Source organism: Kitasatospora sp. NPDC059803 (genome assembly GCF_042732255.1).
GTDB lineage: Bacteria > Actinomycetota > Actinomycetes > Streptomycetales > Streptomycetaceae > Kitasatospora.
The window spans coordinates 41,871-61,613 of record NZ_JBHWIJ010000011.1 but is presented as its reverse complement, the minus strand read 5'-3'; the positions used below and the strand labels follow the sequence as shown (position 1 = coordinate 61,613).

The window sequence follows — 19,743 nt, the reverse complement described above, 5'->3', positions numbered from 1 at the left end:
GCACCAGGCCCGGCTGCGCGAGCGGGCCCGGCTGGTCGGCGGCATGGTGCACGCCGGGCCGACGCCGGATCAGGGGTTCCGGCTGGCCGGCGTGCTGCCGTACGAGGGGGCGGAGGGCGCGGGCGACGGGGCCGCGGCGATTGCCGGGGTCGACGACTGGGTGCTGGACGGCCTGCCGCCGGTCGTCGGGGCGGAGGACGGGCGGCGCAGTCCGGCGATCGGCTGCGCGGTCGGGGTGGGGGCGGTCGGCCTGACCGTGCTGGGGCTGCTGATCTGGGGCGTGGTGGCCTTCGTCCAGGGCACCGGCGACGCGACGGTGCCGAAGTCGGTGTACGACGGGCTGGAGGTCGGCACGCCGGAGGCCGACGTGCTGCACCGGCTGCCGCCGGGGAACACCTTCTTCACCGATGACTACCAGGGCAGCGGGCCCAAGCCCCCGGAGGGCGCGCACTGCCGCTGGTACCTGTCCGGTGACCTCAGCGACGCCTGGGGCCAGGACAACGTGATGCGGTTCTGCTTCAAGGACGGGCTGCTGGTGGAGAAGGAGCACTACCTCACGAAGTCCTGACCGCCGTGACCGCTCTGACCGCGCTGACCGCTCTGACTGCCCTGACCGGGCTGACTGCTCCGACCGTCCTGACCGGGTGGGACGCGGCGTTCGGCCGGATGTGAGGATGGTGTTCCTGCCGCAGCACCGTTCGAGGGGAATGACCAGCCGTGATCCGAGTCCTCGTCGCCGACGACGAGCCGCTCATCCGCGCCGGGATCAGGATGATCCTGGGCTCTGCCGCCGATATCGAGGTGGTCGCCGAGGCCGCCGACGGGCGGGAGGCGCTGGAGCTGGCCCGGGCGCACCGGGTGGACGTGGTGCTGCTGGACATCCAGATGCCGGTGATGGACGGGCTGACGGCGCTCGGGGAGCTGCCGAGGGTCGCGCCCGGCGCGCGGGCGCTGATCCTCACCACCTTCGGGGAGCGCGAGAACGTCCTGCGCGCCGTGACCGAGGGCGGCGCCGGATTCCTGCTCAAGGACACGGCGCCGCACGAGCTGATCCAGGCGGTGCGCGCGGCGGCCGGCGGGTACGCCTTCCTGTCCCCGGCCGCCACCCGGCACATCGTCGACTCGCTGGCCTCCGGGCGCAGCGGTTCGGCGGCCGCCCGCAGCGCGGAGGCCCGGCGCCGGCTGGAGGTGCTGACGCCGCGCGAGCTGGAGGTGCTGGCCCTGCTCGGCGAGGGTCTGTCCAACGCGGACGCGGGGGCGCGGATCCACATGAGCGAGGCGACGGTGAAGACGTACGTCAGCCGGATCCTGGCCAAGTTGGGCTGTGAGAACCGGGTGCAGGCGGCGCTGTTGGCGCGGGACGCGGAGCTCGGCGCCCGGGACTGAGCGCGTCCGACCGGTCGCGGAGCGTGTCGGGTGTGGCGGATGCCACCTGATGGCCCGTCGGAACGGGGAACTCCGGCTTCACTGGTGACGGTGCGTCAACTCGTGGTCGCGGTGGGTGGATGGTGTGCTCGGGCTCACAGGTGGACAGAGGTGAAGGGGGGCGTGAAAGTTGATCAGTTGATCTTGAGAATGCGGTCAAACCTGGTCGAACTGGGCACGGCACCTTGATCAATACCGCCGGTAACAGTCAACTGACCTGCGGAGACCAAGAATTGCTTGCTGCACCCCGAGGTGGCCCGTAGCTTCATTGGCGGTGCAACGAGCACCACCCGGGTTCACCCCGACGCACGGCCCGCCGACCTGACCCCCGGCGCGAGGGCCGTGCCCGCCGACGCGACCAGCTCGAACAGGTCGTCGGCGAGTGGAGGTGGCCGGGGCGGCACGGCACGTCCCAGGCGTGTCCGGCCGCCCGTCGAGCGAGGTGAGCGTGACTATCGGCCCGTCATGGGTCTGGTTCCGCCTGCCCGCCCGGGGCTTGCCGAGAGGACTTATATGACTCCCCGTCACGAGACCGCCGCTGCCACCGACACCACCGCCACCAAGCGCAACCGCGTGCGGATGGCGGTCGTCGCGGGCGCCGCTGTCGCGGCCCTGCCGGTGGCCGGCCTCGTCACGGCCACCTCGGCCTCCGCCGCGCCCACCTCCAGCTGGGACTCCGTCGCCCAGTGCGAGAGCGGCGGCAACTGGAGCATCAGCAACGGAAACGGCTTCTCCGGCGGACTGCAGTTCACCCCCAGCACCTGGAGGGCGTACGGCGGCACCGCCTACGCCCCCCAGGCCCACCAGGCGAGCAAGGCGCAGCAGATCACGGTCGCCGAGAAGGTCCTCGCCTCGCAGGGGCCCGGCGCGTGGCCGGTCTGCTCGGCCAAGGCGGGCCTGAGCAAGGGCGGCGCCCCGGCCGCCGTCGACACCACCGACACCGCACCCTCGAAGCCGGCCGCCAAGCCGGCGCCCAAGGCCCAGACGCCCAAGGCTCAGACGCCCAAGACCCAGGCGCCGCAGGCCCAGCAGGCGCCGAAGAGCAAGCCGGCGCCGAAGCAGCAGGAGACGTCGAAGCCGCAGCAGTCGGCCAAGCCGGCGCAGTCGGCGCCGTCCTCGGAGAAGAACACCTCCGGTGGCGGCTACACCGTCAGGAGCGGTGACACGCTGAGCGGGATCGCGGCCAAGTTCGGCACCGACACCGGCAACCTGTACGACAAGAACGCCCGCACCATCGGCGGCGACCCGGATCTCATCTTCCCGGGCCAGACCCTGACCGTCTGACACCTCCTCGCACCCGCGCCGAGCGGCCGCCCCACCCCGGGCCCGGCCGCTCGGTCCGGCGCGTTTCCGGGGCGGGCGTATTTCCGGGATCGGGCGCGTTTCCGGGATCGGGTGCGAGGGAGGGAGCGTGCGAGCGGGCGTGAGGGCGTGCACGCAGGCGCTTCGGGAGATAGTTGAAGGTTGAACGCGACGTCTGAATACCGCCGGAGGTTTCCGGCGCCGAGGCCCAGGATCGAGTCATGTCCGAGATCGGAACCGGGGGTTCTGATCGGAACGAGTCGGATCACATCCGAATGAGGAGTTCTGGAGATATGACGATGAACGGTGCGGCGAAGCTCGACGGCAAGGTGGCCCTGGTGACCGGCGGCAGCCGGGGGATCGGGGCGGCGGTCGCGCTGCGGCTGGCCGAGGACGGTGCCGACGTCGCCCTGACCTACCAGGGCGGGGCCGAGCGGGCCGAGGAGGTCGCGGCGAAGATCACCGCGATGGGGCGCCGCGGCTGGGCGGTCCGCGCGGACAGCGCCGACCCGCAGGCGGTGCAGGCCGTGGTCGCGGCGGTCGCGGAGCGGTTCGGGCGGCTGGACATCCTGGTGAACAACGCGGGCGTCGGTGTCCTCGGCCCGATCGGTGACCTGGCGCTCGACGACGTGGACCGGGTCCTGGAGGTGAACGTCCGGGCGCCGTTCCTGTTCGCCCAGGCCGCCTCCGCGCACCTGGCCGACGGCGGGCGGATCGTCACCATCGGCAGCTGTATCGCCAAGCGGGTCGCCTTCCCCGGCGCCACCATCTACTCGCTCAGCAAGGCGGCGATGATCGGCCTGACCAAGGCGCTGGCCAGGGAGCTCGGCCCGCGCGGGATCACCGCCAACGTGGTCCACCCCGGCCCGATCGACACCGACATGAACCCGGCGGACGGTGAGGCCGCCGAGTTCCAGAGCAGCCTGACCGCACTCGGCCGCTTCGGCGCGGGCGCGGACATCGCCGCCGCCGTCGCCTACCTGGCGGGCGAGGAGGGGCGGTACGTCACGGGCGCGGAGCTCGCGGTGGACGGCGGGTTCGCGGCCTGACGGTTCGGAGCCTGACGGCTCGCAGCACGTCGTTGTGCGGAGACCGGCCCGGTGGTGCGACCACCGGGCCGGTGTCGTGGCGGGCGGTCGTCGACGGACGCGTTTACGATCGCCCGGTCCGAGCGGTGCCCCCGACCGGACCCGGCCACGCCGGCGACGCGCTCCCGACCGAGAGGTGTGCCATGACCGCAGCGGAAGACCCGATCGACCTGCTCGCCCGGGCCCTCGCGCAGACCGCCGGGCTGATCGACGGCGTCGGCGTCGAGCTGGCCGGGCACCCGACGGCCTGCCGCTCCTGGGACGTCGGCGACCTGGTCAGCCATCTGCTGTTCGACCTGCGGCAGTTCACCGTCCGGGCCGGGGGCGGGCAGCCGGACTGGTCGCAGCCCTTCGAGCGGGTGGAGGAGGACTGGCTGCACGCCTTCGAGGCCGGCGCCGAGGAGCTGGTCGACGCCTGGCGGGCGGCGGGCGACCTCACCGGCACGCTGGAGGTCCCCGGCGTGGGTGCTCTGCCGGCCCGCTTCCCGGTGGACCAGCAGATCGCCGAATTCGCCGTCCACGACTGGGACTTGGCCCATGCCACCGACCAGTCCACCGAGGGGCTGGACCATGAGGTGGCCCTCGCCGCCCTGGCCTGGGCCCGCGGCGCCCTCACGCCCGGGTACCGCGGCGCCGAGGAGGATCAGCACGCCTTCGGCCCCGAGGTCGCCGTGCCGGAGGACGCCCCGCCGTACGACCGGCTCGCCGGCTTCTTCGGCCGTGACCCGGAGGCCGTGCGGCCCTGAGTTCCACTGAGCCGGCGGGCTCCACAGGCTGCACGGGCTCCACAGGCTCCACCTCACCCGCCTAGCGGACCGCATCCGGGCAGGTCAGAGGCCCGGTCGGCGCGGCCGGACCGGGGTTGACGACGGTGTGCCCTTCCACCACCCTTCCACTAATCGAATAGTGAAAGGGTACTTTGCCGATGCGCCTGTTCCACCCGCCGCGTCGACCCGCCGTCCTGGCCTGGGGCCTGGCCGCGGGGTTCGCCGCGCTCTACACCTGCGTCGCCGTCAACCGCTACCGGCGCGGCCTGAGCAAGGCCTACGACCTGGGCATCTTCGAGCAGGCCATCCGCGCGTACGCGCACGGGCAGGCGCCGATCGTGCCGCTCAAGGGGCCCGGTTACCACCTGCTCGGGGACCACTTCCACCCGCTGATAGCCGTGCTCGCCCCGGTCTACCGGTTGTTCCCGGAGGCCGTCACCCTGCTGGTCGCCCAGGCGCTGCTGATGGCGCTGGCGGTCGTGCCGCTCACCCGGTGGGCGTACGAGGCGGGCGGGCCGCGGGTCGCGCTGGTGATCGGATGCGTGACCGGGGCGTCCTGGGGGATCGTCCGGGCCGTCAGTGACGACTTCCACGAAATCGCCTTTGCCGTACCGCTGTTGGCCTTCGCGGCCACCGCGCTCGGCCGGCGCCGCCACCTGGCCGCGGCGCTGTGGTCGCTGCCGCTGCTGCTGGTCAAGGAGGACCTCGGCCTGACCGTGGCCGCCTTCGGTCTGCTGATCGCCTGGCAGGCCCGCCGGGGCCGGCGCGGCCCGCTGCCGGGGCTCGTGCTCGCGGGCGTCGGGGTCGCGGCCACCGTGCTCACCGTGACGGTGGTGCTGCCCTCGTTCAACCCGCACGGCGGGTTCGACTACTGGCAGCAGCTGGACGGCGGCGGGCAGCCCTCGCCCTGGTCGCTGGCGGCCCGGATCGGCTGGCCCCCGATCAAGTGGCTGCTGCTCTTCCTGCTCGCCGCGACCGCGGGCTTCCTCGGGCTGCGCTCGCCGCTGGTCCTGCTCTGCGTGCCCACCCTGGGCTGGCGGCTGCTCTCGGCCAACCCGCACTACTGGGGCGTCAGTTACCACTACAGCGCGGTGCTGATGCCGCTGGTGCTCGCCGCCCTGGTGGACGCCCTCACCCGCACCGACCCGCGCCGGGCGCGGCGCGCGCTCGCCGTCAGCGCCCTGGTGGCGGCCGTGACGGTGCCGGTCTATCCGCTGCACGAGGTGGTGATGCCCGAGGCGTGGCGCACCTCGCCCCGGCTCGCGTACACCCGGGCGCTGCTCGGCTCGATACCCGACGGCGCGACCGTCGCCGCCTCCAACCGCCTCGCCGCGCAGCTGACCGGCCGGGCCACCGTCACCCTGGTCTGCCAGGCGCCGACCGGGCCGGGGCCCGAGTGGGTGGTCGTGGACCGGACGGACCCGAGCGTGCAGGCCCCGTGCGCGACCGCCGACACCGCCCGGATGCTGGTCGAGTACGAGCAGCACGGCTACCGGCGGGTCGCCGACCAGGACTCCCTCCTGTTGCTGCAGCGGCCCTGATCGTCCGTATCGCCCGGCGCCCCCCGGCCTGGCTTGACCCGGGCGCCGCAGTGGGTCACCATTCCACTATTGGACTAGTGAAAGGTCGAATCGCGTGTGATCGAGTACCGCATCGAGCGGCGCAGCGGCGTCTCCACCTACCAGCAGATCGTTCAGCAGACCAAGCAGGCCCTGCGGCTCGGGCTGCTCCAGCCCGGGGACAAGCTGCCGACCGCGCGGGAGGTCGTCGAGCTGACCGCGATCAACCCCAACACCGTGCTGAAGGCCTACCGCGAACTGGAACGCGAGGGCCTGGTCGAGCCCCGGCCGGGGCTCGGCACCTTCGTCCGGCGCTCGCTCGCCCGGCCGGAGGCCGCCGCCGACGGGCCGCTGCGCGCGGACCTGGTCGGCTGGGTGGACCGGGCCCGCGAGGTCGGACTGGAGCGTGAGGACATCGCCGCGCTGATGGCCTCCGTCCTGGAGCAGCGATTCGACACCGGGGTCTCCCCGGAAACACCGAGTTAGAGGACAGTGGGGGGACCGGGTGAACGACCCGATGAACACACCGCCGACATCGGCGGCGCCGGGGGCCCCGGCGGCGCTCGCGGCCGAGGGCCTGGGCAAGCGCTACCGGGGCGATTGGGCGCTGCGCGACTGCACGTTCGCCGTTCCGGCCGGGCGGATCTGCGGGGTGGCCGGCCCCAACGGTGCGGGCAAGAGCACCCTGCTGGGCATCGCCGCCCGGCTGCTCACCCCCACCGAGGGTGAGCTGCGGGTGTTCGGTGAGCCCGCCACCACCGAGGACCTGCGCGCCCGGGTCGCGTACGTGGCCCAGGACAAGCCGCTCTATCCCGGCTTCACGGTGGCCGAGACCCTGCGGCTCGGCCGGGAACTGAACCCGTCCTGGGACCAGGACCTCGCCCAACAGGTGATCGACCAGGGTGAGTTGAGGATGAGGGCGAAGATCGGCTCGCTCTCCGGCGGCCAGCGCACCCGGGTCGCCCTGGCGCTCGCCCTCGGCAAGCGCCCCGACCTGCTGCTGCTCGACGAGCCGATGTCCGACCTCGACCCGCTCGCCCGGCACCAGCTGATGGGCACCCTGATGGCCGAGGCCGCCGAGCGCGGCACCACCATCGTGGTCTCCTCGCACATCATCCCCGAGCTGGACGGCGTCATCGACTACCTGCTGCTGGTGCAGTCCGGGCGGATCCGGCTCTGCGGCGACGTGGAGGACCTGCTGGACGGACACCAACTGCTCACCGGCCCGGCCGGCAGCACGCTCCCCGAGGACGTCCTGGTCGAGCAGCGCTCCACCGGCCGCCGGATCGACGCGCTGGTCCGCACCGGCGACCCGGTGGACGGCCCGTGGGAGAGTGGCCGGCCGAGCCTGGAGGAGCTGCTGCTCGGCTACCTCCGGACCCCGGCCGGCACCGCCCGGGCCGCCACCGGACCGGGCCCGCAGGCCCAGACGACCGAGAACGGGATCGCCGCATGAGTACCAACGTCCTGGCCGACCGCGCCACCACCGAGGCGCCACCGCGTGAGCCGCGGACCGCGCCCCGCCCGGGCGGCCTGCTCTGGCTGAGCTGGCGCCAGAGCCGCACCGCGCTGTGGGCGATCGCCGCCCTGGTCGTCACCGCGTCGGCCACCCTGCTCTGGCTGCACTTCTCCGTCCAGCCGCTGATGGCGGATCTGCGCCGGGCCGGGTGCTCCGACGGGGCCAGCTGGTCCGACGCCGGCTGCCAGGGCATGGTCTCGCCCATCATCCGCCGCGCCTACCTGTACACCACGTGGCTCCAGCCGGCCCTGGTCGCCGTCCCCCTGCTGATCGGCATGTTCCTCGGCGCCCCGATGCTCGCCCAGGAGTACGAGCGCGGAACCGTTCGCCTCGCCTGGACCCAGTCCGTCAGCCCGCTGCGCTGGCTCACCGCGCGGATCGCCCTGCCCGGGCTGGCGGTGCTGGCCGCCGGCGGGGTGCTCGCCGTCCTGGCGACGTGGGTGTGGAACGCGGACATCGCGCACAGCCCGTTCGCCTTCGATCCGCCGTTCCAGGGCCTCACCTACCCCGTCCTCGGGGTGGTGCCGGTCGCCTGGTCGCTGTTCGCGCTGGCACTGGGCCTGCTGGTCGGGCAGCTGCTGCGGCGCACGGTGGCCTCGGTCCTGGTCACCGGCGTGCTGCTGGCGGTCGTCCACGGCCTGCTCCGGTGGGGCCGCGCCTCCTTCTACCCGTCGGTCAAGGAGATGGTCCCGCGCGGCGTCTACTTCGGGCAGCCCACCAACGCGTGGCTGGTCGACCGCGGGGTCGTGCTCCAGGACGGTCGGTGGGCCTCGGACCAGTTCTGCTGGGACGGCGACCGGACGAGGGGCTGCGAAGGCGCCACGAGCAACTGGATCGAGTACCACCCCGTCGGGCACTTCGTGCCGATCCAGCTCGTCGAGACCGGGATCCTGGTGGCGCTCACCGTCGTGGCGCTGGCGGTGCTCTTCCTCCGGGTGCGGCGGGACGGCAACTCGCTGCGGGCGACCCGGCGGGCCTGACGCCCGAGGACGTGGCCCCGCTCGGGCGTCAGTCGCGGCTCCAGCGGAGTTCGACCTCCGGGAAGCTCGGTGACGGGCCGTCGAGGAGGGGCGTGGGGCGGCCGCGGAGGAAGTGGTCGGCGAACGCCCGGGTGTAGGCGCGGGTGAGCGCGGTCGCCCGGGCCGGGGCGATGGTGCCGAGCAGCGCGGCGTAGGTGTCGGCGGGGAGGTGGCCCGGCAGATTGCCGGGGAGGGCGGCGTGCGGCAGGTCGGTGAAGCTGAGGTGGCCGGCGCCGAGGGTGTGCAACTGCCGCCCCCAGGCGTGCTGGTGGCTGCGCCAGCGCTGCCAGGTCTCGTGGTCGGCGAGCGAGGTGAGCAGGAGGAAGGGCCGGTCCAGGCCGAGGTCCGGAACGGGCGAGCCGAACAGGCCGCCGTCCAGGTTGAGGCCGATCCGGAACCGCTCGTCCTGGCGCATCGCCTCGGCGGCCGCCGAGCCGCCCATCGAGTGGCCGAGCACGCCGATCCGGCCCCCGTCGACGCGGAAACGGTCCTGGCGCTCGGTCAGTTCGGTGGTGACGAAGCGGAGGTCGGCGACCCGGGCGGCGATCTCGCGGCGCTCGGCGGCCTCCCAGTCGGCCGGCTCGTCCTCCAGCACGGTGCGCACCACCCGGCCGTCCGGGAACTCGACGGCGAGGGCGTCGTAGGTGTGGTCGACCGACGCGACGAGGTAGCCGTGGGCGGCCAACTCCTCGGCCAGCGCCGTGCAGTTGCTGCGCAATCCGGTGCGGCCGTGGCCGAGCAGCAGCAGGGGGAACGGGCCGGGGAGCGCGGGTGCGTCGGTGCGGGCGGTGGGGCGGACGGCCGCGATGGTGCCCGGATCCAGCGGCAGCCGCTGATCGACGGCGGCGGCGACCCGGGGCGTGGTGTACGGCGCGCGGGGGCGGCCGGCGGTGGCGCGGGCCGGGTACCAGAGCTGCACCATCAGCTCGCGCGGGCCGGCGGCGGGCACGAACGGGTCCGGGCGGTCGTGGTCGACCAGGTGCAGGGTGGTCGTGCCGACCGGGCGGCCGGTGGTGGGGGCGGGCAGGTCGATGGTGCGCGGCCGGGCGGTCTGAGAGGCCTGGGCGGGCCCGGCGGGCAGCAGGGCTGCGGCGCCGCCCAGGCCCGCGAGTGCCAGCAGTGAACGGCGCCTGATCATCCAGTATCCCTCGGCAGTGGGGTGGTTGAGGTGCGGTCAGCCTAAATGGTCTGGACCGGTCGGGCCAGGGGTGGTGGAGCGGCGTGGACGCTCAGCGCAGGACGGCGAGGACGGCGCCCCACTGCGAGGTGGTCTGTCCGGTGGCGGCGCAGTGGTCCGGATCCGTCGCGATCCGGTGGGCGGTCGTGAGGCGGTAGGAGGAGAGCCGCAGAGCGGGCAGGCTGGTCCAGCTGGTGCCGAATTCGGGGGCGCTGCCGCTGTTGCTGCCGACCGTGCCCACCAGGAGGTCGCCCGGCGCGCAGGCGGCGGCGTTGGCCGCGGTGGAGAAGGTCGTCCCGCCGGCGTCACCGGAGGCGCGGCCGACGGCCCGGACGGCGGAGACGCCGCGGAACTCGTCGACGGCGACGTGGTACTTGCTCGCCCGCGGGTGGGCGACGCGGATCGAGTCCTCCGCGGTCAGCGCGGCCGCCCCGAAGGCCGCGAGGAGCAGCACCCGGTGCCGGAGCGAGTCGGTGACGTCCCCGACGATCCGGAAGCGGTCGCCCCGGCTGTCGGTGACCGTGACCGCCCCGGGACAGGTGCTGGTCAGCATCATCGTGACCACCAGGGCGTCACCCGGGGTGACGGGGGAGAGCACCGGAAGGACGACCTCGGTACTGGAGACGGCCTGCTGGTCGAAGGCGACCCGGGAGGCCCAGGACGGTGTGCTGTCGTCGGCGGCCGTGCGCGCCGCCGCCGGCCGCGGGCCCGGCGCGGGGCGGGCGGCCGCCTCGGCGGGTGCGGACTCGGTGTCCCCGGACGGGCAGCCGTGCGCGGACGGGGGTGGGGCGTCCGGCGTGCGGAAGCCGACCACGGCGAGCGTGCTGCCGACGCCGAGCGCCACGCCGAGGAGCAGGCAGAACGCGTGGGTCCAGATCGGGCGGCGGCCCCGGCCCGGTCCGGCCGGGGGCTCGGCGGCGGCGGAGGCAGCTGTGCTGTCGGCCCTGGTGTCGGCCGTGGTGTCGGCCGTGGTGTTCGCGGCGACCGGCGGCCCCGAGGGCTCGACCGGTGGGGCCGGTGGGGCAGGCGGGGCCGGTAGGGCTGGTGGGGCCGACCCCTCGTCGGCGGCGGCGGTCCACCGGCGGTGCCACTCGGCCTCGTCGCCGCCGCAGGCCCGGACGTAGGCCCTGGTCGTGGTCCAGGACGGGAGGCGCGAGCCGGAGGCCGCCTCGTAGAGCGTGGTGTGGGAGATGGAGCCGGCGGTCTTCGCCATCGTGCGGAACGAGGGCTGGCCCGCCTCCAGGCGCAACCGGCGCAGCTCGGCGGCGAGGGCCTCCGCCGCGCTCGGCGCCGGGTCTCTCTCCGCGGGTTGCGACTCCTGCTCCGCCATGGCGTCCCCCTGTTGTCAGATGTCAGATCCAGCGGCGACCGGTGTTGCTTGTCGCGTACGGATCATAGTGACGCGTGACCGCGGCGTTACGTGATCGACGGACTCCGGTTGGGTGGACGGGGTGTTCGGCGCGGGCGGCGGCCGGTGTCAGCTGTTGTCAGTTTCCGTCAGGCGGTACCGAACACGGTGGGATGTCGGGTCAGCTGTCCCAGTCGCCGCGGCCATCGGGGCGGCGCAACGGTCCGACCGAAAAGGGGAATTGAGATGACCAAGGGCATCCTCAAGAAGATCGGCCGCCGTGGTGCGACCGCGGCGGCCGTGGTGGCGGTGGCCGCCGGCGCGGTGGGCGTCTCGGCGGGCAGCGCGTTCGCCGACGGCTGGTACGCGCTCCGCTACCACGCGAGCGGCCACGGCGTGGGCGTCTACTCGCAGCCGTACTCCTGGGCGTCCAAGACCGCCGGCGACCTGGGGTCGTACTCGTGGTCGTCGGACGAGATCTACATCCAGTGCTGGACCCGGGGCGAGGACATCAACAGCCAGGGCAACGTCTGGTACCAGGTGGCCGGCACGAACGGCACCTTCATCCCGACGTCCTACGTCTACGGTGCGTACGCCGACGGCAACTGGTACTTCCACAACGGCCTGCGGGAGTGCTGACGACCCGCTGACCCCGTCCACCCCGCCCGGGCCCCGGGCGGGGTGGCGTGCCGTCAGCCGGAGGACTGCCGGGCCGCCGCCTGCTTGATGGCCTCGCGGATGCGAGGGTAGCTGCCGCAGCGGCAGATGTTCTGGATCTGGTCGATGTCCGCGTCGGTCGGGTTCGGGGTGCGGCGCAGCAGGGCGACGGCGGTCATGATCTGGCCGGGCTGGCAGAAGCCGCACTGGGCGACGTCGCAGCCGAGCCAGGCCTCCTGGACGGGGTGCAGGGTGTCGCCGTCGGCCAGGCCCTCGATGGTGGTGACGCGGTGGCCCTCGCAGTCCTTGACGGAGCGGGTGCAGGGCTGGAACTCCTCGCCGTCCAGGTGGCTGGTGCAGGCGCGGCAGACGCCCACCCCGCAGCCGTACTTGGGGCCGGTGACGCCGAGCTTGTCGCGCAGCACCCAGAGCAGCGGCATGTCGTCCGGGGCCTCGACGGTGACGGGGTGCCCGTTGAGGACGAAGGTGTGGGTGGGCATGGGGTGGTGGGGTTCCTTGGCTGGGGGAGTCAGAAGTTGATCGGGAAGGAGCGCGGGCTGGTGCCGGTCGCGCGCGCGTAGGCGTTGGCGACCGCGGCGGAGGCCGCCGGGACGCCCAACTCGCCGGCGCCGCCGGGGGCTCCGCTCGGCGGCATGAGGTGGATCTCGACGGCCGGCGGGGTGTGCCGCTGCCGGGCGTACCGGAAGTCGGCGTAACTGCCCTCGCGCACGGCCCCGTTGTCGATGTGGTTGCCGGCTTGCAGGATGACCGAGATGCCGTCGATCAGGGCGCCGGTCAGTTGGGCCTCCAGGCCCCGGGGGTTGATGACCCGGCCGACGTCGGCGGCGATCACGGCCTTGGTGACCCTGGGGTCGGCCGGGTCGGTGGCGTCCAGCTCGACGAGGTAGGCGGCGCACCCGCTGTTCTCGTCGTGGTAGCCGATGCCCTGGGCGTGGCCGGGGGGCATCGGGCGGCCCCAGTCGCCGGCCTTGGCGACGGTGTCGAGGACGGCCCGGCCGGCGGCGCTGCGCAGTCGGGCGCGGCGGAACGCGACGGCGTCCTGGCCCATCCGGCGGGCGAGTTCGTCCATCATGATCTCGTCGGCGACCCGGACGGTGCCGGAGTAGACCGACCGCCAGCTGCCGGTGTGCATGTCCAGCGGCACTTCGGCGAGCAGTTGGGTGGGGATGCCGACGTTGTACGGGTTCTTCTCGCTGAGCAGGAAGAAGACCTGGGCGAGGCTGAGCCCGGCGAGCGAGAGGTTGAAGCCGGCGGCGGTGAGCATCTCGCCGAGGCCGTGCCGGAAGTCGGTCTTGACGGTGGCGGCGCGGTGCTCGTAGCTGAGCACCTGGCCGAGCGCGTAGGTGGCTCGGATCCGGTGGTGGCTGGCCGGGCGCATCCGGCCGTGGCGCATGTCGTCGTTGCGCGTCCACATGAGTTTGACCGGTCGGCCCGCGGCCTTGGAGATCTGGGCGGCCTCCAGGGCGGCGTCGAAGAACAGGCGCCGGCCGAACGAGCCGCCGCCGCGCACCACGTGGACGGTCACGGCGTTCTGCGGGAGACCGAGTTCGGCGGCGATGGCCTGCTGGGCGACGATCGGCGCCTGCGCGGCGAACCACAGCTCGGCCCGGTTCGGCCGCACGTCGGCGACGGCGGTCAGCACCTCCATCGGCGCGTGGTTGACGAAGGCGAAGTCGAATTCGCCGTCCACGTACTGGGTGAGCAGCGGGGGGATGAGGAACGGCGCGTGGGCGGCGCGCAGTTGGCCGCGGATGTCGGAGGTGGACAGGTTGGCGACCGGGCCCGGGTTCCAGGAGGTGCGCAGCGCGTCGCGGGCCTTGAGCGCCTGGTCGAAGGTCTCGGCGAGGACGGCGACGCCGCTGGGGATCCGGACCACGCCGAGCACGCCGGGCATGGCGCGGGCGGCGGAGGCGTCCAGGGTCCTGAGCGTGCCGTTGATGGTGGTCGGGCGGGCGACCACGGTGGGGACGGCGCCCGGGATCGCGAGGTCCCCGGCGTACTTGGCGCGGCCGGTGACGATGTCGCGGGCGTCGATCCGGCCGGTGGGCCGGCCGACCAGGCGCAACTGGTCGGCGCTCTTGGGGGAGCTGGACACGGCGGGGAGGGCGACGGCGGCGGCCTCGGCGGCGAGGTCGCCGTAGCCGGCGCGGCGGCCGTCGGGGGCGAGGACGGCGGAGTCGGCGGTGCGCAGGGTGTCTGCCGGAACGTTCCAGCGCCGCGCTGCGGCGGTCACCAGCCGGGCGCGGGCGGCGGCGGCTGCGGCGCGCACCGGGTCGTACAGCGAGCGCACCGAGTTGGAGGCGCCGGTCAGCTGGTTGAAGAGCAGTTCGGGGCGGCCGTCGGAGAGCGGCACGTCCACGTCGCCGATCCGGGCGTCGAGTTCCTCGGCGACGAGCATCGCGATGGCCGTGGTGAGGCCCTGGCCGACCTCCAGCCGGGGCAGGTGCAGTACGGCGCGCCCGGCGGCGGTGAGTTCCAGGACGAGCAGGTGCGAGGTCGGCAGTCCGGCGACGATCAGCGCGTCGCCGAGGTCGAGGATGTCCGGGATGCCGGGCAGGCCGATCAACTGCGAGGGGGCGGCGGCGTCCTGGGCGGCCGCGGCGGCGCGGACGGCGGCCCGCGCGGTGGCGGGCGCGGCGGCGTCGAGGCCGAGCCGGGCGCCGACGGTGAGGGTCGGGGCGGCCAGCAGGTAGGTGAGGAACCGGCGGCGGCGGGTGCCGGCGTCGTCCCGTGCGGTGCCCGGGTGGCCGGTGTCGTCCGAGCGGGCGATGGAGGTGCTGATGGGAAGAGCCCTTCGAGCCGATGACGGCGGCGGATCGGGCGGGCACGGCGGCGCCGGGCCCGGTGCCGGATCGCGAATGCCGTTGAGCATAGGAGGGCGTTACTGACCGGTCAATACGGCAAAACTTGGCCCTTCGGCGGGGTCGGTGATGCCCGAAGGCCGCTGGGCGAGGCGGATTCGGAGCGGGTACGGAGGGGGCGGCGGCGGTACGGCCGGGGCCGGTTCCGGGCCCGCGGGAGGAGCGATTCGCCGCCGTCGTACGGGGGTTCAGGGCTCGCCCGCCGGTGCGGTGGGGCCCGGAAGTGGACCAAGGAGTTCCGTGATCACTGGACCTTACCGCCGGTCCGCCTCCTGCCTAGGCTGGGCCGCGAACCGTTGCGAACACCCGGCGCGCGCGCCGCCCCCAGCCAGGAGACCCGTGTCGACCAGCAGCGCCCCGGCGCCCGCCCTCATCCCGCCCGCAGGGCCCCAACGGGCCCTCGCTGCAGCCCAGTTGGCCAGCGCCGTCGGTGACGGCGCCTACTACACCTGCTCCGCGCTCTACTTCACCCACGTCGTCGGCATGTCGGCGACCGCCCTCGGCGCCGGCCTCGCCGTGGCCTGGGCGCTCGGCTCGCTGGCGGGCGTCCCGCTCGGCGCCCTCGCCGACCGCCGCGGCCCGCGCCGGACGGCCGTGGCGCTCGCCCTGGCCACGGCGGTGGTGGTCGCCGCCTTCCTGGTGATCCGCTCCTACGGGCCGTTCCTGGTCGCGGTCTGCCTCTACGCCACGACGCAGTCCGGGCTCACCGCCGCCCGGCAGGCGCTGGTCGCCACCCTGGTGCCGCCCGCCCAGCGCACCGGGCTGCTCGCCCACCTCCAGTCGACCCTCAACGGGGGGCTGGCCGTCGGCGCCGCCATCGGCGGCATCGCGCTCACCGTCGGCACCCGGGCCGCGTTCCTCTGCGCCTTCGTGGTGACGGCGCTCGGCTTCCTGGCCGGTGCGCTGATCCTGCTGCGGCTGCCCGAAGCCCCGCCCGCCCCGGCCCGGTCGGCCGCCGGGCCCCGGCTGGCCGTCCTGCGCGACCGCCGGTACGCGGCCGTCGCGCTGGTCAACACCGTGCTGCTGCTGCGGATGCCGCTGCTCAGCCTGGTCATCCCGCTCTGGATCGCCGACCGGGCGCCCGGGATCAGCTGGCTCGGCTCGGCCCTGTTCGTCCTCAACACCCTGGCCGTGCTGGCCTTCCAGGTCCGGGCGGCGCGCGGCGTCACCGGCCTGGGCTCGGCCGCGCGGGCCGTCCGCTCGGCCGGGGTGGTGCTGCTCGCCTCCTGCGCGGTGTTCGGCCTGTCGGCCCTGGACGTCCCGGTGTGGGCGGTCGCCGCGCTGCTGGTGGCGGCCTCCGTCCTCCAGGTGATCGGCGAGATGCGGCAGTCGGCGGGTTCCTGGCAGATCAGCTTCGACCTCGCCCCGCCCGAGCGGATCGGCCAGTACCAGGGCTTCTTCGGCACCGGCGTGGCCGTCGCCCGCACCCTCGGGCCGCTGCTGCTGACCACCCTGCTGCTGGACGGCGGGCTCGCGGGCTGGCTCGTCCTGGGCGGCCTCTTCCTGGCGGCCGGGTACGCGATGGGGCCGGTCGTCCGCTGGGCCGAGCGGGACCGCGACCGGGGCCGCCCGACGCCGGTCGCCTCCGCCGTCGCGGTCCCGTAGCGGCCGCCCGCGCCGGCCGGGTGCCCTTCTCACCGGCCTTCCCCGCCGCCCCGGCGCCCTCCTCGCCGCCCCGCCCACCAGGCCCCGCCCCAGTCGCCCGCCGCCCCCACCGCGAGCCCGCCCGAGAATGCTCCGACGGCTGACCGGAAACCGGTGGCCCGGGCCGCCGCCCGCTGGCATGCTGGCCGCGTGGACCGACCCCAGATCTGGCTCGACTTCGCCCCCGAGCTGCACCTCTTCGTCTCCGGGCCCCGGCGGGCCGGCCGCTCGGCGCTGCGCACCGACGGCACCTCGACGCTCGGCCACGTCGTCGAGTCCCTGGGCGTCCCGCTCACCGAGGTCGGCACCCTGCTGGTGGACGGCCGGCCGGTGCCCGGGTCGTACGTGCCGCTCGACGAGGAACACGTCACCGTCCGGGCCGTGGACCGGCCGCAGCCCTCGCCCACCCCGCCGCGCTTCCTGCTGGACGTCCACCTCGGCACCCTCACCCGCCGGCTGCGCCTGCTCGGCGTCGACGCCGCCTACGAGAACCCGGACATCGGCGACGCCGCGCTCGCCGCCCGCTCCGCCGCCGAGCAGCGCGTCCTGCTCTCGCGCGACCGGGGGCTGCTGCGCCGCCGCGAACTGTGGGCCGGCGCCTACGTCTACAGCCACCGCCCCAACGAGCAGCTGCGCGACGTGCTCTCCCGCTTCGCGCCCCCGCTCGATCCGTGGAGCCGCTGCACCACCTGCAACGGCACGCTGCGCGAGGCCGACAAGACCTCGGTGCGCGAGCAGCTGCGGGACGGCACCGAGCGCTCCTACGACGTCTTCGCCCAGTGCGTCGACTGCGGCCAGGCCTACTGGCGCGGCGCCCACCACGCCCGGCTGGACGCGATCGTCACCGACGCCCTGCGCGAGTTCGGCACACCCGCCGGGGGCTGAGACCGGCGCGAGACCGGCGCGAGGTCGGCGCGTCGAACTACGGGACATCTCAGGGTGGCGGCCGGGCGCAGAGGCGTGTTCTCATCGGCGGTGGGGGACGAGACCAAGGTACTCCGTGACGCGAGAGAGGCCGGGTCGGATGAGCAGTCAGCCAGTGCAACAACCGTTCCAGACAGCGGACGTCGATGACGTCGAGGTGGTGCGCGCACCGGACGGGGCCGCGGTGTTCCCGCTGCTGGTCCTGGACGGACAGGGGAGCCTCGCGGTGTTCGAGCTCGCCCCCGGGCAGGTGTCGCACGCGGTGTCGCACGCCACCGTGCAGGAGCTGTGGCAGGTCGTCGAGGGCGCCGGGGAGCTGTGGCGCCGCCAGGGCGGGCGGGAGGAGACCGTCCGGCTCGTGCCCGGGACGGCGGCCTCGATCCCGCTCGGCACGGCGTTCCAGTTCCGGGCCGACGAGGACGCCGACCGGCCGCTGCGGATCGCCGCCGTCACCATGCCGCCCTGGCCCGGCACCGACACCGAGGCCAGGCCCGAGGAAGGCCCCTGGAAGGCGACCTCCCGGTGAGCCGGGCAGGGGGGATCCTGCGCCGCCCGCTGGCGGCGCTCGTAGCGGCCGCGGCCGTGCTCGGAATCGCAGTGGCGCCCGCCGCGGCCGCCCCGGCCGCCGAGCCGCACCTCCAGTCGCGCTACGTCACGATGCCCGACGGCGTCCGCCTCGCCGTCGACGTCTGGCTGCCCGAGGGCACCACGGCCGGCGCGAACCTGCCCACCGTCCTGGTCACCCAGCGCTACTGGCGGGCCCGGGTCTACCCCGGCGCACCCGGCAACGGCGGCCGCAGCAGCGACGCCGACGGCTGGAACGCCCACGGCTACGCCTACGTGGTCGCCGACCTGCGCGGCACCGGCGCCTCCTTCGGCACCCTGAGCTCCGAACTCGGCGCCGACACCGTCGCCGACAGCGGCCCGCTCAGCGACTGGATCGCCGCCCAGCCCTGGTCCAACGGCCGGGTCGGCACCACCGGCGTCTCCTACGGCGGCGACACCGCGATGCTCGCCACCGCCCTCGGCAACCACCACATCACCGCCGCCGCCCCGATCTCCTACGACTTCGACCCGTACGAGGACCTGGTACGCCCCGGCGGCCTGCTCATCGAGCCCCGGATCGCCCCGTACGCGCTGCTGCTGCGCATCCTCGACCAGGCCGGCGGCACCACCTGCGACACCGACGAGCAGACCCGGCAGGTCTGCGCGGCCACCGGCCTGACCGGCGCCGTGCCCCGGCCGGTCGACGGCCCGGACGGACCGGCCCTGCTGGCCGCCGCGCGCGCCGAGCACGCGGGCAACGCCAACCTGGTCGACATGGCCGAGGCCGGCGTCTACCGCGACTACCAGGACGGCCCGAAGAGCTGGACGGTCGGCAGCGTCGGCGAGAAGGCCGACGCCGTCGAGGCCGGCGGCGTCCCCGTGCTCACCGACGCCGGCTGGCTCGACGCGGGCACCGCCAACGGCGTGCTCTCCCAGTTCACCGGCCTGTCCAACACCCAGGACGCCTGGATCGGCCCGTGGAGCCACGGCCAGGGCTACCTCGCCGACCCCTTCCAGCCCGCCCGCCACCTCACCGACCAGGAACGCGCCCAGATCGCCCAGCGGACGTTCGACTTCTTCGACCGCTACGTACGGGCCGACGGCCGCCCCGACGGCACCCGGCAGCTGCACTACTACACCTTCAACGAGGGCGTCTGGCGCACCACCACCCGCTGGCCGCTGCCCGGCACCCGCCCGCAGCGGCTCTACCTCGGCGAGGACACCACGCTCAGCCGCCGGCGGCCCGAGCCGGACGACCGCCCCGGCGCCGACCTGCTGCGCCTCGACCCCACCGCCGGCACCGGCCCACTGGACCGCTGGAACACCAACCTCACCGGCAACCAGGTCAGTTACCCCGACCGGGCCGCCGTGGACGCCAAACTCCTCAGCTACACCACCCCGCCGCTGACCGGCGACACCCGGGTGACCGGCAACGGCCGCGTCACGCTCGACGTCACCGGCCTCGACGGCACCGCCCAGGGCGCCCTGCACGTCTACCTGGAGGACGTCGCCCCCGACGGCCGGGTCACCTACCTGACCGAGGGTCAACTCGCCCTCGCCGACCGGGCTGTGGCCGACCGGGACGACAATCCCGACTGGCGCCGGCTGCGCACGCCCCGCAGCTACGCGGCCACCGACGCGGCGCCCTTCCCGCAGGGCCGGGCCCGGCAGGTCACCATCGACCTGCAACCCGTCGCGGTGCTCTTCCGGGCCGGCGAGCGGATCCGGCTCACCGTCGCCGCCGCCAACCCGGACTCCTTCCAGCTGCTTCCGGCCGACGGCCGGGCGAGCTACCGGATCGGGCACGGCGGAGCCGACCCGTCCTTCCTGGAGCTGCCGGTGGTGCGCAGCACCCCGTAGCGCCGCCGAACGCGCCCGGGCCCGGG

Annotated in this window: 17 protein-coding genes and 1 pseudogene; 14 read left to right on the top strand and 4 right to left on the bottom strand. The window is 74.4% G+C overall.

Annotated features, from left to right (window positions below; genetic code table 11):
* The 9 genes and pseudogenes from ACFV6I_RS03480 to ACFV6I_RS03440 form a co-directional block, all read left to right on the top strand.
* Positions 1-568 (top strand): annotated as a pseudogene (locus ACFV6I_RS03480) (sensor histidine kinase); the annotation flags it as partial.
* A 149-nt stretch (positions 569-717) separates the two neighbouring features.
* Positions 718-1,386: a response regulator transcription factor gene (locus ACFV6I_RS03475; RefSeq protein ID WP_063350480.1), complete on the top strand. Its 669-nt coding sequence runs from the start codon at positions 718-720 to the stop codon at positions 1,384-1,386.
* 552 nt (positions 1,387-1,938) lie between these two features.
* Entirely contained in the window at positions 1,939-2,709 is a 771-nt protein-coding gene (locus ACFV6I_RS03470) for a transglycosylase family protein (protein WP_380423431.1), read from the top strand.
* A gap of 311 nt (positions 2,710-3,020) precedes the next feature.
* Positions 3,021-3,776, top strand: coding sequence for an SDR family oxidoreductase (locus tag ACFV6I_RS03465; RefSeq protein WP_063350482.1), 756 nt, complete (start codon positions 3,021-3,023; stop codon positions 3,774-3,776).
* Between the two features lie 182 nt (positions 3,777-3,958).
* On the top strand, positions 3,959-4,561 hold the full coding sequence (locus tag ACFV6I_RS03460) for a TIGR03086 family metal-binding protein (RefSeq protein ID WP_063350483.1): 603 nt from the start codon (positions 3,959-3,961) through the stop codon (positions 4,559-4,561).
* A 179-nt stretch (positions 4,562-4,740) separates the two neighbouring features.
* A complete protein-coding gene (locus ACFV6I_RS03455) occupies positions 4,741-6,123 on the top strand; it encodes a DUF2079 domain-containing protein (RefSeq protein ID WP_380423430.1) in 1,383 nt (460 codons plus the stop codon).
* A gap of 96 nt (positions 6,124-6,219) precedes the next feature.
* Positions 6,220-6,627: a GntR family transcriptional regulator gene (locus ACFV6I_RS03450; protein ID WP_063350485.1), complete on the top strand. Its 408-nt coding sequence runs from the start codon at positions 6,220-6,222 to the stop codon at positions 6,625-6,627.
* Between the two features lie 31 nt (positions 6,628-6,658).
* A complete protein-coding gene (locus tag ACFV6I_RS03445) occupies positions 6,659-7,597 on the top strand; it encodes an ABC transporter ATP-binding protein (RefSeq protein WP_380423429.1) in 939 nt (312 codons plus the stop codon).
* A complete protein-coding gene (locus ACFV6I_RS03440) occupies positions 7,594-8,640 on the top strand; it encodes a hypothetical protein (protein WP_380423428.1) in 1,047 nt (348 codons plus the stop codon). The genes ACFV6I_RS03445 and ACFV6I_RS03440 overlap by 4 nt, the downstream gene beginning before the upstream one ends.
* Positions 8,641-8,668: 28 nt before the next feature.
* Here the strand turns inward: ACFV6I_RS03440 and ACFV6I_RS03435 are convergent, their stop codons facing one another.
* Together ACFV6I_RS03435 and ACFV6I_RS03430 are read right to left on the bottom strand one after the other, a co-directional pair.
* Positions 8,669-9,817 carry an alpha/beta hydrolase family protein gene (locus ACFV6I_RS03435; RefSeq protein ID WP_380423427.1) on the bottom strand — a complete coding sequence of 383 codons (1,149 nt, stop codon included), beginning with the start codon at positions 9,815-9,817 and terminating at the stop codon, positions 8,669-8,671.
* A gap of 91 nt (positions 9,818-9,908) precedes the next feature.
* On the bottom strand, positions 9,909-11,186 hold the full coding sequence (locus ACFV6I_RS03430) for a helix-turn-helix domain-containing protein (protein ID WP_380423426.1): 1,278 nt from the start codon (positions 11,184-11,186) through the stop codon (positions 9,909-9,911).
* Positions 11,187-11,450: 264 nt separating this feature from the next.
* Between ACFV6I_RS03430 and ACFV6I_RS03425 the strand changes: the two genes are divergently transcribed.
* A complete protein-coding gene (locus tag ACFV6I_RS03425; RefSeq protein ID WP_063350490.1) occupies positions 11,451-11,843 on the top strand; it encodes a hypothetical protein in 393 nt (130 codons plus the stop codon).
* 53 nt (positions 11,844-11,896) lie between these two features.
* On the opposite strand, the gene ACFV6I_RS03420 is transcribed toward ACFV6I_RS03425, so the two are convergent.
* Together ACFV6I_RS03420 and ACFV6I_RS03415 are read right to left on the bottom strand one after the other, a co-directional pair.
* Positions 11,897-12,361, bottom strand: a complete 465-nt coding sequence (locus tag ACFV6I_RS03420; RefSeq protein WP_063350491.1) for a (2Fe-2S)-binding protein — start codon at positions 12,359-12,361, stop codon at positions 11,897-11,899.
* 29 nt (positions 12,362-12,390) lie between these two features.
* Positions 12,391-14,754 (bottom strand): xanthine dehydrogenase family protein molybdopterin-binding subunit, encoded by a 2,364-nt coding sequence (locus tag ACFV6I_RS03415; protein WP_079136108.1) that lies wholly within the window; start codon positions 14,752-14,754, stop codon positions 12,391-12,393.
* Positions 14,755-15,082: 328 nt separating this feature from the next.
* Here ACFV6I_RS03415 and ACFV6I_RS03410 point away from each other — a divergent pair, with 328 nt between their 5' ends.
* From ACFV6I_RS03410 to ACFV6I_RS03395, 4 genes are all read left to right on the top strand, one after another.
* On the top strand, positions 15,083-16,348 hold the full coding sequence (locus tag ACFV6I_RS03410; RefSeq protein WP_380423425.1) for an MFS transporter: 1,266 nt from the start codon (positions 15,083-15,085) through the stop codon (positions 16,346-16,348).
* A gap of 189 nt (positions 16,349-16,537) precedes the next feature.
* Positions 16,538-17,272, top strand: coding sequence for a Mut7-C RNAse domain-containing protein (locus ACFV6I_RS03405; protein WP_063351639.1), 735 nt, complete (start codon positions 16,538-16,540; stop codon positions 17,270-17,272).
* 139 nt (positions 17,273-17,411) lie between these two features.
* Positions 17,412-17,837 carry a cupin domain-containing protein gene (locus ACFV6I_RS03400; RefSeq protein ID WP_079136110.1) on the top strand — a complete coding sequence of 142 codons (426 nt, stop codon included), beginning with the start codon at positions 17,412-17,414 and terminating at the stop codon, positions 17,835-17,837.
* Complete coding sequence (locus ACFV6I_RS03395; RefSeq protein ID WP_380341972.1) at positions 17,834-19,717, top strand: CocE/NonD family hydrolase; 1,884 nt, start codon at positions 17,834-17,836, stop codon at positions 19,715-19,717. Before ACFV6I_RS03400 ends, ACFV6I_RS03395 begins: the two co-directional genes overlap by 4 nt.
* Positions 19,718-19,743: the final 26 nt, after the last annotated feature.